Annotated in this window: 13 protein-coding genes and 1 other RNA gene; 10 read left to right on the top strand and 4 right to left on the bottom strand. The window is 60.2% G+C overall.

The window, feature by feature from the left end:
* Positions 1-46: 46 nt before the first annotated feature.
* From J3D54_RS03495 to J3D54_RS03480, 4 genes are all read right to left on the bottom strand, one after another.
* Positions 47-625: a BON domain-containing protein gene (locus tag J3D54_RS03495; RefSeq protein ID WP_019582358.1), complete on the bottom strand. Its 579-nt coding sequence runs from the start codon at positions 623-625 to the stop codon at positions 47-49.
* A complete protein-coding gene (locus J3D54_RS03490; RefSeq protein ID WP_007904374.1) occupies positions 622-1,215 on the bottom strand; it encodes a phosphoheptose isomerase in 594 nt (197 codons plus the stop codon). Before J3D54_RS03490 ends, J3D54_RS03495 begins: the two co-directional genes overlap by 4 nt.
* Before the next feature lie 103 nt (positions 1,216-1,318).
* Entirely contained in the window at positions 1,319-1,681 is a 363-nt protein-coding gene (locus J3D54_RS03485) for a YraN family protein (RefSeq protein WP_007904371.1), read from the bottom strand.
* Positions 1,681-3,492 carry a penicillin-binding protein activator gene (locus J3D54_RS03480; RefSeq protein WP_253416705.1) on the bottom strand — a complete coding sequence of 604 codons (1,812 nt, stop codon included), beginning with the start codon at positions 3,490-3,492 and terminating at the stop codon, positions 1,681-1,683. Before J3D54_RS03480 ends, J3D54_RS03485 begins: the two co-directional genes overlap by 1 nt.
* Positions 3,493-3,669: 177 nt before the next feature.
* On the opposite strand from J3D54_RS03480, the gene rsmI reads away from it, so the two are divergent.
* From rsmI to murD, 10 genes are all read left to right on the top strand, one after another.
* Positions 3,670-4,575 (top strand): 16S rRNA (cytidine(1402)-2'-O)-methyltransferase, encoded by a 906-nt coding sequence (gene rsmI / locus J3D54_RS03475; RefSeq protein WP_253426487.1) that lies wholly within the window; start codon positions 3,670-3,672, stop codon positions 4,573-4,575.
* 76 nt (positions 4,576-4,651) lie between these two features.
* An RNA gene (gene rnpB, locus J3D54_RS03470) (RNase P RNA component class A) lies at positions 4,652-5,005 on the top strand.
* Positions 5,006-5,359: 354 nt separating this feature from the next.
* Complete coding sequence (gene mraZ / locus J3D54_RS03465) at positions 5,360-5,815, top strand: division/cell wall cluster transcriptional repressor MraZ (RefSeq protein ID WP_072459358.1); 456 nt, start codon at positions 5,360-5,362, stop codon at positions 5,813-5,815.
* Between the two features lie 2 nt (positions 5,816-5,817).
* Positions 5,818-6,759: a 16S rRNA (cytosine(1402)-N(4))-methyltransferase RsmH gene (rsmH, locus tag J3D54_RS03460; protein WP_086776265.1), complete on the top strand. Its 942-nt coding sequence runs from the start codon at positions 5,818-5,820 to the stop codon at positions 6,757-6,759.
* Positions 6,756-7,049: a cell division protein FtsL gene (gene ftsL / locus J3D54_RS03455; protein ID WP_003205353.1), complete on the top strand. Its 294-nt coding sequence runs from the start codon at positions 6,756-6,758 to the stop codon at positions 7,047-7,049. Before rsmH ends, ftsL begins: the two co-directional genes overlap by 4 nt.
* Positions 7,049-8,788 carry a penicillin-binding protein 2 gene (locus tag J3D54_RS03450; protein ID WP_253426484.1) on the top strand — a complete coding sequence of 580 codons (1,740 nt, stop codon included), beginning with the start codon at positions 7,049-7,051 and terminating at the stop codon, positions 8,786-8,788. Before ftsL ends, J3D54_RS03450 begins: the two co-directional genes overlap by 1 nt.
* Positions 8,788-10,251 (top strand): UDP-N-acetylmuramoyl-L-alanyl-D-glutamate--2,6-diaminopimelate ligase, encoded by a 1,464-nt coding sequence (locus tag J3D54_RS03445; protein ID WP_253416704.1) that lies wholly within the window; start codon positions 8,788-8,790, stop codon positions 10,249-10,251. Before J3D54_RS03450 ends, J3D54_RS03445 begins: the two co-directional genes overlap by 1 nt.
* A complete protein-coding gene (gene murF, locus J3D54_RS03440) occupies positions 10,244-11,611 on the top strand; it encodes a UDP-N-acetylmuramoyl-tripeptide--D-alanyl-D-alanine ligase (protein WP_253416703.1) in 1,368 nt (455 codons plus the stop codon). The genes J3D54_RS03445 and murF overlap by 8 nt, the downstream gene beginning before the upstream one ends.
* Positions 11,611-12,693: a phospho-N-acetylmuramoyl-pentapeptide-transferase gene (gene mraY / locus J3D54_RS03435; protein ID WP_008016698.1), complete on the top strand. Its 1,083-nt coding sequence runs from the start codon at positions 11,611-11,613 to the stop codon at positions 12,691-12,693. The genes murF and mraY overlap by 1 nt, the downstream gene beginning before the upstream one ends.
* A gap of 5 nt (positions 12,694-12,698) precedes the next feature.
* Complete coding sequence (gene murD / locus J3D54_RS03430) at positions 12,699-14,045, top strand: UDP-N-acetylmuramoyl-L-alanine--D-glutamate ligase (RefSeq protein WP_253416702.1); 1,347 nt, start codon at positions 12,699-12,701, stop codon at positions 14,043-14,045.
* Position 14,046: the final 1 nt, after the last annotated feature.

The following is a 14,046-nucleotide window of genomic DNA, read 5'->3' as shown; positions in this document are numbered from 1 at the left end:
TGCCGGCGAAGGCGATCTCCAGAACGCTATCGCCGGTAAGCAAGTATCAGTCGATGTACTCAAACAACTTCACAATCTTCTGTACGCCAGAAACGCCTTGCACCAGATTGGTCGCTTGCGCCGCTTCCTGCTTGGTCAGCAGGCCGAGCAGATAAACGATGCCGTTTTCAGTCACAACCTTGATGCGCGAGCCCGGGATGGAGGGGTCGGTGAGCATCTGGGTCTTGATCTTGGTGGTCAGCCAGGTGTCGTTCTGACGCGCCAACAGCGAGGAGGGCTGTAGGACTTGCAGTTCGTTATGCACCTTCTTCACGCGCTGAACGGAGGCGGCGACCTGTTCGGCCTTGGCCTTGAGGTCGGCGCGCGGGGTTTGCCCGGCCAGCAGCACCACGCCGTTGAAGCTGGTGACGACGATGTGCGAGTTGTTGTCCAGGTCCGGATCGGCCTTGGCGATGTTTACACCGGCCTTGGTTTCGATCAGGGAGTCGTCGATTTTGCTGCCGAAGGTGCGGGTGCCGCGGTCATCGTCGATTGGCGCTTCGCGGCTGGCGTTAACCACCGAGGTGCAGCCGCTGATGCCGAGGCACAGGGTCAAGGCCAGAAGGCCTAGGCGATTAGGGGTCATTCTTCACTCCCGAACAGTTGGCTGTCGATCAGATCGCAAAGGCAATGGATCGCCAGCAGGTGGACTTCCTGAATACGTGCAGTGACATTGGCCGGTACGCGAATCTCGACGTCCTCCGGCAAAAGCAGTGACGCCATGCCACCGCCATCACGGCCCGTCAATGCTACGACAATCATTTCGCGATCATGTGCGGCCTGGATCGCTTGAATAATGTTCGCCGAGTTGCCGCTGGTGGAAATAGCCAGCAATACGTCACCCGGTTGACCGAGGGCACGGATCTGTTTGGAGAATATTTCATTGTAGCTATAGTCATTGGCGATCGAGGTGATCGTCGAGCTGTCGGTGGTCAGCGCGATGGCCGGCAGGCTCGGGCGCTCGCGCTCGAAGCGGTTGAGCAGTTCGGACGAGAAGTGCTGTGCGTCACCGGCGGAACCGCCGTTGCCGCAGGACAGCATTTTGCCCTCGTTGAGCAGGGCGTTGACCATGACCTGGCTGGCTTGCTCGATGTGCGGTGCAAGTACGTCCATCGCCTGTTGCTTGGTGTCGATACTGGCCTGAAAAAGCTGGCGAATTCGCGATTGCATGTCCATCTGTGTGACCTTAATTAGCGCGGCTACTCGGCACATGAATGTGCAGCCCGCAAAGCAAAGAGCAAAAGTGTTGGGTGAAGGTGTCCTGTTCGGGCGCAAGCAGTCAGCTATCGAAGGCATTCTGCAACCAGTTCAACTGATCAAGGTTGCTGTCGATGGCAACCACGTCGAAGCGGCAAGGGGAATTGGCCCAACGCGACTCGCGCTGAAGAAAATACTGCGCGGCGAAAATCAGTTTCTGCCGTTTGCGCCCATCGATGCTATCGAGCGCGCCACCCCATTGGGTGTTTTTTCTGTAGCGGACTTCGACGAATACTACTGTATCGCCATCAAGCATGACCAGATCAAGCTCGCCGCGTTTACACAGCCAGTTCTGCGCCAGCAGGCGCAGACCCTGTTGCTGAAGATGCTCGAGCGCATGGCGCTCGGCATCCTTACCGCTTTGCTGGCGTGACCTGTCGGGCATCAGCGCGAGGTGTCCGGCAGGCGTTGAACCTGCCCGTTGACGAACTCTGCCCATGGCAATTGACGCACGACCCGTTGATTCTGAGTCATGCCCAAGCTGCCCGATAGGCCTTCGATGCGGCTGTCTGGCAAGGCCTTGAGTTGCCCCAGGCGTGGTGCCAGGCGATAGGCGTCAACGCCCATTGCGTACAGGCGGCCAAGGCTGCCGCCGGCTTGTGGCCATTGTGCTGTGACCTGTTTGCGCAGTGGGTCGTTGGCATCCAGCAGCCATGGGGTTTCACAGAAGCGAATACCGTTCATGTCGTTGTACTGGTTTTGGTCGCCGCTGGCGCTGAACACGTGAGAGGTGGCGTAAACCGGCACATCGCCTGCGTATTGGAAGTTCAGGGTCGGTTTGATTTGTTGAGCCTGTTGTGGCGTGGCGGCCAGGAAGATGAACTCGATATCCTGGCGACGTGAAGGCTGGGCGGCTACCTGTGAGCCAACGGTGCTTTGCAGGCTCTTGGCGCGGCCTTCGCTCTGACGCAGCTGGAACATCTCGGCAATTTGCTGGGCCAGTTGCACCGGTTGGTCAACGCGCTCCATCGCGACGATGCTGCCGCCGTTGGCTTGCCAATCCTGGCTGAACGCCCTGAGTACGCGGTCGCCCCATTCGCCTTTTGGCACCATGATGGCGGCGCGATGCAGGCCGTCGGCGCGTGCACGACGGGACACTTCGCGCGCTTCGTCTTCAGCGGCTAGGCCGAATTGGAACAGCTGGGCCGGACCTTGTTCGCCTTCGCTGTAGTTCAGGGCCAGAGTGGTGATCGGCAGTTGCGGGCGAGCACTGAGCTGTTTGACCAGCGGTTTTTCCAGCGGTCCGACCACCAGTTGCACGCCGTCGGCCTGGGCTTTGCGATAGAACTCGTCGAGGGAGGTCAGGCGCGCGCTGTCATAGAACTCGATGGCTGGCGGCTTCTGCCCGGCTTGTTGCGCCTGGTAGTGAGCAGCCATGAAGCCTTCGCGCAATGCTTTGCCGACCGAAGCCAGTGGGCCGTCTTGCGGCAGCAGCAGGGCAATTTTGCTCAGGGGCTGGCTGGCCAGCTCCTTGAGTTTGGTCAGTGGCAACGGCAACTGGATGGCGGCCGGGTGCTTTGGATTCTTCGCACGCCAGTTGTCGATCGCGGCTTGCTGCTGTTCCAGGGTGCCGGCAGTTTTCACTGCTTGGGCCAGGCTCAACCAGCCGCCGAGGTCGTCGTCGGTGGTCGGCTGCAATTGCTCGGTCGGCAGCGAAGAGATCAGGGTCCAGATCGCCTCGTGGTTTTTGCTCGCGGCTTGATCGTTCAGCATGGGGGCGATGAAAATGCGCTCCCGTGCGGCGGCCAGGGTCTGGCCATCGGCCTCAAGGGCGCGCGCATGAACGGTGCCGGTGCGGACCTGTTGTTCGACTGGCAGTTCGCTCAGGCGTTGCAGGCTCGGATGGCTCAGGGCCGTCAGCGCCGCTTTGGGCTGATTGCGCACCATGGCCAATTCAGCCGCCAGGGTACTGGCGAAGACCTGTTGACCAGGCTTGAGTTGTTCCATCGGTACTTGTTGCAGAATTTGCGCGGACTGGCCGGCATTGCCCTGACGATAAGCCAGGTCAGCCGCGCTCAGGCGCAGCAAGGCTGCCTTGTCCGGCGTTTTACTTTGAGCGGCCTGTTCGAGCAGTTGCTCGATACTGGCATCCGGGGTGCGTGGAAGTTCGCCAAGGCTGGAGGAGGGCGAGCTGGCGCAAGCCGCCAGCAAGGCAGCGAGGCAGAGGGCAGAGAACAGCCGCAGGCAAGCGATCATGTAAGTGTTCCTGATACTCGATCAAATAGGCGTGGAATTGTACCCAAGCGCTGGCCGGGGCGCGATGTTACTGGCGTGAATCGATCAATTTAGCTCATGCAAATGTTGCAGTACGGCACAAAAGGCTGGAAAACCGAGGGTTGCTTGCAGGTATCGCGAATGTCGCTACGCGCTACAATGGCGGTTTTTACCGATCATGAGGTGTGCGCTTTGACTGCTCCAGGTGCTTTGAATTCCGCTGCTGGCTCGCTTTATGTGGTGGCGACGCCCATCGGCAACCTGGACGACATCAGTGCGCGTGCGCTGAAGATCCTGCGCGAGGTTTCATTGATTGCTGCCGAAGACACTCGCCATTCCCAGCGATTGATGCAGCACTTCGGTATCCCTACGCCGCTGGCGGCCTGCCATGAACACAACGAACGGGATGAAGGTAGCCGCTTTATCACTCGCTTGCTCGCTGGCGACGATGTGGCATTGATCTCCGATGCCGGGACGCCGCTGATTTCCGATCCGGGTTATCACCTGGTGCGTCAGGCCCGTGCCGCGGGGATCAATGTGGTGCCGGTTCCGGGTGCCTGTGCATTGATTGCGGCACTCTCGGCGGCGGGGTTGCCGTCGGACCGTTTCATCTTCGAAGGGTTTCTACCGGCCAAGGCTGTCGGCCGACGCGCTCGCCTGGAACTGATAAAGGAAGAACCGCGCACGCTGATTTTTTATGAGGCTCCACACCGCATCCTCGAGTGCCTCCAAGACATGGAGCTGGTATTCGGCGCCGATCGTCCAGCATTGTTGGCGCGCGAACTGACTAAAACCTTCGAAACCCTCAAAGGCTTGCCGCTGGCCGAGTTGCGCGAGTTCGTTGAATCGGACAGCAACCAGCAGCGCGGGGAGTGCGTAGTGCTGGTCGCTGGCTGGTCTGCTCCCGAAACTGAGGAGGCTGTCAGCAGCGAAGCCATGCGTATTCTCAACCTGCTGCTCGAAGAAATGCCGCTCAAGCGTGCGGCGGCATTGGCGGCGCAAATTACCGGCGAGCGCAAGAATGTGCTCTATCAGGTGGCGCTGGATAAGCAGAAGGGCGAGTAAAAAAGCGACGCGCAACGCCGGGCAGAGGCTTTTAGCGCTTGTTCTTCGGCCGCTCTGCCGTTAACCTTCGCGGCGGAGAGTCGATCGGACAGTCGCTGCCCTCTATGAAAATTAGGGGGGGGAGGAAAGTCCGGGCTCCATAGGGCGAAGTGCCAGGTAATGCCTGGGAGGCGTGAGCCTACGGAAAGTGCCACAGAAAATAACCGCCTAAGCGCTTCGGCGCCGGTAAGGGTGAAAAGGTGCGGTAAGAGCGCACCGCACGTCTGGCAACAGTTCGTGGCTAGGTAAACCCCACTTGGAGCAAGACCAAATAGGGTCCCAAGGCGTGGCCCGCGCTGGGACCGGGTAGGTTGCTAAAGATGTCCAGTGATGGCCATCGTAGACGAATGACTGTTCAAGACAGAACCCGGCTTACAGATCGACTCTCCACCTTTTTTCTTCTCTGCTTCAATCATTGGCAGCGATATGCGTAATGGCAATTCCCCTCCCTGCTGAATCAATAGCAGAAGCGCTTTTGTAATACCGAAAAAATCTTACTCTTAACAAACTACTTTAACTTCTGAACGCAGCCTTCTGTGCTGATTCAAGTTATTGAACAAATTCACCCGTCAGATTCTCGTTTCCCCTCCTTTTACGCTCCTAAATCTCCGTTCTGTAAGGCTTTTCCTTCTATCCGCGCCTTGACGGTGTGGTGGGCGCATTCCTATAGTGTGCGCAAGTGGCGGAAAGTGGCATGAAGTGGGTTTTTTGAGCGCAAAACGCTAATATTTGGAGAAACGCTGACGTGTTTCGCGGAGCTAACGCTATCAGTCTCGATGCAAAGGGCCGTCTCGCCATGCCGAGCCGGTACCGTGACGAGCTCGTTTCGCGTAGTTCCGGTCAATTAATCGTCACCATCGATGCCGTTGATCCGTGTTTGTGTGTTTATCCCCTCGATGAGTGGGAAGTTATCGAAACAAAACTGCGCGCGCTGCCTTCGCTTCGCGAAGAAAACCGCCGCCTGCAACGTTTACTGATTGGTAATGCCGTCGACCTCGAGCTCGATGGCAGTGGTCGTTTTCTGGTTCCGCCGCGTCTTCGCGAATATGCCAAGTTGGATAAGCGCGCAATGTTGGTAGGCCAACTGAACAAGTTCCAATTGTGGGACGAGGATGCCTGGAATGCGGTTTCTGCCGCTGACCTGGCTGCTATTCAACAACCGGGCGCCATGCCTGATGAACTGCGTGATTTAATCCTGTGACTATTGATAGCGGCTTTAACCACATCACCGTACTGCTTGACGAAGCCGTCGAGGCTCTCGCCGTACGTCCTGATGGCTGCTATCTGGACGGCACGTTCGGACGCGGCGGACACAGCCGGTTGATCCTCAGCAAGCTCGGGCCTGATGGTCGGTTGCTCGGGTTCGACAAGGATCCTCAAGCGATTGCCACCGGGCAAACGCTAGCGGCCGAAGACGGCCGCTTTGTCGTTGTGCAGCGCAGCTTTGCCGAGCTCGGTTCGGAAGTCGCCGAACGCGGTCTGGCCGGCAAGGTCAGCGGCGTTCTGCTTGACCTCGGCGTCTCTTCGCCGCAGCTCGACGACCCTGAGCGCGGTTTCAGCTTTCTCAACGACGGCCCGTTGGACATGCGCATGGACCCGTCCCGCGGGATCAGCGCCGCCGAGTTCGTCAACACCGCGCCGGTGGAAGAAATCGCCCGGGTGTTCAAGGAATACGGCGAAGAACGTTTCTCCGGCCGCATGGCGCGTGCCGTGGCCGAGCGTCGCGACATCAAGCCGTTCGAGCGCACTGCCGATCTGGCTGAAGTGTTGAAAGTCGCCAACCCAGCGTGGGAAAAGGGCAAGAATCCGGCTACCCGTGCATTCCAGGGGCTGCGTATTCACGTCAACAACGAACTGGGCGATCTGGAAACCGGTCTCGAAGCCGCGCTGGAATGTCTGGAGGTCGGTGGTCGCCTGGTGGTGATCAGTTTCCATTCGCTGGAAGACCGCATCGTCAAACTGTTCATGCGCAAACTGGTGAAAGGCGAAGCCGACAACCTGCCGCGCAACCTGCCGGTACGTCACGTTGCCTTCGAACCGAAAATCAAAGTCCATGGCAAAGCGCAGTCCGCCTCCGAGGCCGAACTCAAAGCCAACCCACGTTCCCGTAGCGCCATCATGCGCGTCGCGGAGAAGCTGCGGTGAGTAAGCTTTTCGCCAAGCCACTTCCAGGCGGAAGCTTTTTCATGCTGCTGCTATTTATCGGCGTGCTCGTGTCGGCCATTGGCGTGTCCTATAGCGCGCACTGGAACCGTCAGCTGTTGAATTCGCTGTACAACGAATTGAGCGTGCGCGACAAGGCGCAGGCGGAGTGGGGGCGGTTGATTCTCGAACAGAGCACCTGGACTGCCCACAGCCGTATCGAAGTGCTGGCGACCGAACAGTTGAAAATGCGCATTCCTGGCGCCGCTGAAGTGCAGATGGTGGCGCCATGATGAAACTTGAAGGTGCACTTTTTCCATGGCGGTTCCGTGTGGTGCTGGGCTTGCTCGGCATCATGGTGGCGGCGATTTCCTGGCGCATCATTGATCTGCAAGTGGTCGACCGTGACTTCCTTAAAGGTCAGGGCGACGCGCGCAGTGTTCGTCATATTCCGATTCCGGCTCACCGTGGTCTGATCACCGACCGTAACGGCGAGCCGTTGGCCGTGAGTACCCCGGTCACCACTCTGTGGGCCAACGCCAAGGAAATGCAGCTGGCCAAAGAGAAATGGCCAGCACTGGCGGCCGCGTTGGGGCAGGACCCGAAGGCCCTGGCCGAACGTCTCGAAGCCCAGGCCAACAAAGAGTTCATTTATCTGGTGCGCGGGCTGACGCCTGAGCAGGGCCAGGCTGTGCTCGATCTGAAAGTACCGGGGGTTTATGGCATCGAAGAATTCCGGCGTTTCTACCCGGCCGGTGAAGTCACCGCCCACATGGTCGGCTTTACCGATATCGACGATCACGGACGCGAAGGCGTCGAGCTGGCCTACGACGAATGGCTGGCCGGGGTGCCCGGCAAGCGACAGGTCATCAAGGACCGGCGCGGCCGGCTCATCAAAGATGTCCAGGTCACCAAAAACGCCAAGGCCGGCAAGCCCTTGGCGTTGTCGATTGACCTGCGTCTGCAATACCTGGCCAACCGCGAACTGCGCAACGCGATCATCGAGAACGGCGCCAAGGCCGGTAGCCTGGTGATCATGGATGTGAAGACCGGCGAGATCCTCGCCATGGTCAACCAGCCGACCTACAACCCGAACAACCGTCGCAACCTGCAACCGGCGATGATGCGCAACCGCGCGATGATTGACGTGTTCGAGCCGGGTTCGACCATGAAAGCGATTTCCATGAGCGCCGCGATCGAAACCGGGCGCTGGAAACCGAGCGACACCGTCGAGGTGTACCCGGGCAGCTTGCAGATCGGTAAATACACCATCAAGGACGTGTCCAAGACCGAAGGTCCGGTGCTCGACCTGACCGGTATTCTGATCAACTCCAGTAACGTCGGCATGAGCAAGGTCGCGTTCGATATCGGCGGCGAAACGATTTTCCGTCTGGCACAGAAAGTCGGCCTCGGCCAGGACACCGGCCTGGGTTTCCCGGGCGAGCGCGTTGGCAACCTGCCGAACTACCGCGAATGGCGCAAGGCTGAAACCGCCACGCTGTCCTACGGCTACGGTATTTCCGTGACCGCGATCCAGTTGGTCCACGCCTTTTCGGCCCTGGCCAACAACGGTCGTCTCGCACCGTTGACCCTGATCAAAACCGACAAAGCGCCGCAAACCACTCAGGTGCTGCCGGAAGCCGTCGCGAAAACCATGCAAGGGATGCTGCAACAAGTGATCGAAGCGCCGCGCGGCGTATTCCGTGCGCAGGTGCCGGCGTATCACGTGGGTGGCAAGTCGGGTACCGCGCGTAAAACGTCGGTCGGAACCAAAGGCTACGCCGAGAACTCCTACCGCTCGCTGTTCGCCGGTTTCGGCCCGATGAGCGACCCGCGTTACGCGATCGTGGTGGTGATCGATGAACCGACCAAGGCCGGTTACTTCGGTGGTCTGGTATCGGCGCCGGTGTTCAGCAAAGTGATGTCCGGGACTCTGCGCCTGATGAACATCACCCCGGACAACCTGCCAGCCACTCAACAAGCGAACGCCGCACCGGTCGTTCCGCTGAAAGCTAATGGAGGGCGCGGCTGATGTCGCTGAGCCTGAACAAGATTTTCGCCCATGCCGGTCATGATCTGTTGATCCGCGAACTGGCGCTGGACAGCCGTAACGTACGGGCAGGCGATTTGTTCCTTGCGGTCCCAGGCGGCAAGTTTGACGGTCGTGCGCACATCGCCGACGCCTTGCAGCGCGGTGCTGCCGCCGTGGCTTATGAAGTCGAAGGCGCGACCGTGCTGCCGATTACCGACGTGCCGCTGATTCCGGTCAAAGGCCTGGCGGCGCAGCTGTCGGACATCGCGGGGCGCTTTTATGGCGACCCGAGCCGTCACTTGAACCTGATCGGCGTGACCGGCACCAACGGTAAAACCAGCGTGACTCAATTGGTCGCGCAGGCACTCGACTTGCTCGGGCAACACTGCGGCATCGTCGGCACCTTGGGCTCCGGTTTCTACGGCGCGCTGGAAAGCGGCCTGCACACCACGCCGAATCCGATTGCAGTGCAAGCGACCCTCGCCGATCTGAAAAAGGCCGGTGCCAAAGCCGTGGCCATGGAAGTCTCTTCCCATGGGCTGGATCAGGGCCGCGTAACCGCGCTGGCCTTCGATGTGGCAGTGATGACCAACCTGTCGCGCGATCATCTGGATTACCACGGCACCATGCAGGCCTATGGCGAAGCCAAGGCCAAGTTGTTTGCCTGGAATGATCTGAAGTGCCGGGTGGTCAACCTCGACGACGATTTCGGCCGGCAACTGGCGGCTGATGAGGGCGAGTCGCGGCTGATCACTTACAGCCTGGAAGACTCCAGCGCTTACCTGTATTGCCGCGAAGCGCAGTTCAATGACGAAGGCGTGCGCGCCACGCTGGTTACGCCCCAAGGCGAACACCATTTGCGCAGCACCTTGCTCGGCCGCTTCAACCTGAGCAACGTGTTGGCCGCAGTCGGTGCCTTGCTCGGTCTGGACTATGCGCTGGACGAAATCCTCAACGTGTTGCCCAAGCTCGAAGGCCCGGCCGGTCGCATGCAGCGTTTGGGGGGCGGCTCTCAGCCGTTGGTGGTGGTCGATTACGCCCACACGCCGGATGCGCTGGAAAAAGTCTTGATGGCCCTGCGTCCTCACGCCAAAGGGCGGTTGCTGTGCCTGTTCGGTTGCGGTGGTGATCGCGATCGCGGCAAGCGTCCGCTGATGGCTGAAGTGGTCGAGCGTCTGGCCGATGGTGTACTGGTCACCGACGACAATCCGCGCACCGAAGACCCCTCCGCGATTTTCGACGACATCCGCGCCGGTTTCACCGCTGTGGATAAAGTCACCTTCGTTGCCGGCCGTGGCCAGGCGATTGCCCAGCTGATCGCCAGCGCTTCTGCGGATGACGTGATTGTTCTGGCCGGAAAAGGTCATGAGGACTATCAGGAAATCAACGGCGAGCGCCACGCCTTCTCCGATTTGGTCGAGGCCGATCATGCCCTGACCGCGTGGGAGGTGGCCCATGCTTAAAGCCTTGAAACTGAGTGAGCTGACCGGTGCACTGAATGCCCGTCTGATCGGCGCCGATGCCAGCTTTGACGGTGTCAGCATCGACAGTCGCGCGATCAAGCCCGGCCAGCTGTTTATTGCGCTGGCCGGCCCGCGTTTCGACGGTCATGACTACCTGAATGACGTCGCCGGCAAAGGCGCCGTGGCTGCCCTGGTCGAGCGTGAAGTGGCTGACAGCTCGCTGCCGCAACTGCTGGTCAAGGACACCCGCCAGGCCCTCGGCCAGTTGGGTGCGATCAACCGTGCCGCGTTCACTCAGCCGGTCGCGGCCGTTACCGGCTCCAGCGGCAAGACCACGGTCAAGGAAATGCTGGCGAGCATCCTGCGCACACGCGGTCCGGTGCTGGCGACCCGTGGCAACCTGAACAATGACCTCGGCGCACCGCTGACCCTGCTCGAACTGGCGCCGGAGCACACCGCCGCCGTGATCGAACTCGGCGCTTCGCGCATTGGCGAGATTGCCTACACCGTCGCCATGACCAAACCCCACGTGGCCATCATCAATAACGCCGGGACCGCCCACGTTGGTGAGTTCGGCGGGCCGGAAAAAATCGTCGAAGCCAAGGGCGAGATTCTCGAAGGGCTGGATGACGATGGCATCGCCGTGCTGAATCTTGACGACAAGGCCTTCGACATCTGGAAAACCCGTGCCGCCGGTCGAAAAGTGCTGACTTTTGCCCTGAGTAACGTCAAGGCCGATTTCCATGCCAGCGATCTGGACCGCGATGCCCGCGGTTGCCCAGCGTTCAACCTGCACAGCCCTGAAGGTGTGGAACGGGTTCAGCTGAATCTGCTCGGCACCCATAACGTCGCCAATGCCATGGCCGCTGCCGCTGCCGCGCATGCCTTGGGTGTGTCGCTGTTCGGCATCGCCACCGGCCTTGGCGCGGTGCAACCGGTCAAGGGCCGCACCGTCGCGCAATTGGCGCCTAACGGCATGCGCGTAATAGATGACACATACAACGCGAACCCCACCTCTATGTGCGCCGCCGTTGATATACTCGCCGGCTTTTCCGGTCGCACCGTTTTGGTGCTCGGGGATATCGGCGAGTTGGGCGCGTGGGCAGAGCAGGGGCACCGCGATGTGGGCGATTACGCCCGCGGCAAGGTTTCCGCGCTTTACGCCGTCGGGCCAATGATGGCTCACGCCGTGAACGCTTTCGGCGAGCAGGCCTTTCACTTCAGCACACAGGCTGAACTGATCAAGGCCCTGGAAGCCGAGCAGGACACAAACACCACCATTTTGATCAAGGGTTCGCGCAGTGCAGCGATGGAAAACATCGTTGCCGCTTTGTGCGGGACCAGCCTGGAGAAACATTAATGCTGCTGCTGCTAGCGGAGTATCTGCAACAGTTCTACAAAGGCTTCGCGGTCTTTCAGTACCTGACCCTGCGCGGGATCCTCGGTGTGCTGACCGCGCTGGTCTTGTCGCTGTGCTATGGCCCGTGGATGATCCGGACGCTGCAGAACCGTCAGATCGGTCAGTCCGTTCGTAACGATGGGCCGCAATCGCACCTGTCGAAGTCGGGCACCCCGACCATGGGCGGCGCGCTGATTCTTTCCTCCATCGGCGTCAGCACCTTGCTTTGGGCTGACCTGACCAACCGTTACGTTTGGGTCGTGTTGTTGGTGACCCTGCTGTTCGGCGCCATCGGCTGGGTTGACGACTACCGCAAAGTCATCGAGAAAAACTCTCGCGGCCTTCCGAGCCGCTGGAAGTATTTCTGGCAGTCAGTGTTCGGCCTGGGCGCCGCGATCTTCCTTTATATGACTGCCGCGACGCCGGTGGAAACCACCCTGATCCTGCCGATGCTCAAGGACTACAGCATTCCGCTGGGCGCAGGCTTTATTGTTCTGACCTATTTCGTGATTGTCGGCTCGAGCAACGCGGTCAACCTGACCGACGGCCTCGACGGTCTGGCGATCATGCCTACCGTGATGGTCGGCGGTGGCTTGGGGATCTTCTGCTACCTGTCGGGTAACGTGAAGTTCGCCGAATACCTGCTGATTCCTTACGTACCGGGCGCGGGTGAGCTGATTGTGTTCTGCGGCGCCTTGATCGGTGCGGGCCTGGGCTTCCTCTGGTTCAACACCTATCCGGCACAGGTCTTCATGGGCGACGTTGGCGCGCTGGCGCTGGGCGCGGCCCTGGGCACCATCGCGGTGATCGTCCGTCAGGAAATCGTCCTGTTCATCATGGGCGGTGTGTTCGTGATGGAGACCTTGTCAGTCGTGATTCAGGTTGCGTCCTTTAAGCTGACCGGTCGCCGCGTGTTCCGCATGGCGCCGATTCACCACCACTTTGAACTCAAGGGCTGGCCCGAGCCACGCGTGATCGTCCGTTTCTGGATCATCACCGTGATTCTCGTGTTGATCGGCCTTGCCACCCTGAAGCTGAGGTAGAACGAGTGTCTCTGATCGCTTCTGACCACTTCCGCATCGTTGTCGGCCTCGGCAAGAGCGGCATGTCCCTGGTTCGCTTCCTGGCGAACCGGGGCGTGTCGTTTGCTGTCGCCGATACGCGGGAAAATCCACCGGAACTGGCCACGCTCAAGCGTGACTATCCGCACGTGGAAGTGCGTTGTGGCGAGCTGGACGTCGAATTCCTGTGCCGCGCCGACGAGCTCTACGTGAGCCCCGGCCTGGCGCTGGCGACCCCGGCCCTGCAGGCTGCCGCCGCCCGTGGCGTGAAGATGTCCGGCGACATCGAGCTGTTCGCGCGTAACGCGAAAGCGCCGATTGTTGCTATTACCGGTTCCAACGCCAAAAGCACCGTCACCACCCTGGTCGGTGAGATGGCAGCTGCGGCCGGTAAACGTGTTGCCGTCGGTGGCAACCTTGGCACGCCGGCGCTGGATTTGCTCAGCGATGACGTCGAGCTGTACGTGATGGAACTGTCGAGCTTCCAGCTCGAAACCACCGATCAGCTCAACGCTGAAGTGGCGACCGTGCTCAACATCAGTGAAGACCACATGGACCGCTACAGCGGTCTGCCGGCCTATCACCTGGCCAAGCACCGGATCTTCCGGGGCGCCAGGCAGTTTGTGGTCAACCGTCACGACGTCTTGAGCCGTCCGCTGATGGGCGAAGGTCAGCCGTGCTGGACCTTCGGTTTGAACAAACCCGACTTCAAGGCCTTCGGCATTCGGGAAGAGGATGGCGAGAAATACCTGGCCTTCGAATTCCAGAACCTGATGCCGGTGCGCGAGTTGAAAGTTCGTGGCGCGCATAACCAGTCCAACGCCCTCGCGGCATTGGCGCTCGGCCACGCCGTCGGCCTGCCATTCGATGCCATGCTTTCGGCCCTGCGCACTTTCGCCGGGCTCGAGCATCGCTGCCAGTGGGTCCGCGACCTCGATGGTGTGAGCTACTACAACGACTCCAAAGCCACCAACGTTGGCGCCGCTCTGGCGGCCATCGAAGGCCTGGGCGCGGACATCGACGGCAAGCTTGTGCTGATCGCCGGTGGCGATGGCAAGGGCGCCGAGTTCAAGGATTTGCGTGATCCGGTGGCGGCCAACTGCCGCGCCGTCATTTTGATGGGCCGTGATTCCGACAAGATCGGTGAGGCCATTGGCGTTGCCGTGCCACTGATTCGCGTCGGCTCGCTGATCGAAGCGGTCGAGCAATGCCGCAACATCGCCGAAAAGGGCGATGCGGTACTGCTGTCGCCGGCCTGCGCCAGTTTCGACATGTTCAAGAACTATGAAGACCGTGGTCACCAGTTCGTCCGCGCCGTGGAGGATCTGGCATGAG

Origin of the sequence: Pseudomonas sp. GGS8, assembly GCF_024168645.1 — a bacterium.
GTDB lineage: Bacteria > Pseudomonadota > Gammaproteobacteria > Pseudomonadales > Pseudomonadaceae > Aquipseudomonas.
This window is presented reverse-complemented; position numbering and strand designations above follow the sequence as displayed.

Coding starts and splice junctions, on each gene's coding strand:
- mraY (WP_008016698.1), top strand. CDS start 11,611: ATGCTGCTGCTGCTAGCGGAGTATCTGCAACAGTTCTACAAAGGCTTC.
- rsmI (WP_253426487.1), top strand. CDS start 3,670: ATGGCGGTTTTTACCGATCATGAGGTGTGCGCTTTGACTGCTCCAGGT.
- J3D54_RS03495 (WP_019582358.1), bottom strand. CDS start 625: ATGACCCCTAATCGCCTAGGCCTTCTGGCCTTGACCCTGTGCCTCGGC.
- J3D54_RS03490 (WP_007904374.1), bottom strand. CDS start 1,215: ATGGACATGCAATCGCGAATTCGCCAGCTTTTTCAGGCCAGTATCGAC.
- J3D54_RS03485 (WP_007904371.1), bottom strand. CDS start 1,681: ATGCCCGACAGGTCACGCCAGCAAAGCGGTAAGGATGCCGAGCGCCAT.
- J3D54_RS03450 (WP_253426484.1), top strand. CDS start 7,049: ATGAAACTTGAAGGTGCACTTTTTCCATGGCGGTTCCGTGTGGTGCTG.
- J3D54_RS03445 (WP_253416704.1), top strand. CDS start 8,788: ATGTCGCTGAGCCTGAACAAGATTTTCGCCCATGCCGGTCATGATCTG.
- murF (WP_253416703.1), top strand. CDS start 10,244: ATGCTTAAAGCCTTGAAACTGAGTGAGCTGACCGGTGCACTGAATGCC.
- J3D54_RS03480 (WP_253416705.1), bottom strand. CDS start 3,492: ATGATCGCTTGCCTGCGGCTGTTCTCTGCCCTCTGCCTCGCTGCCTTG.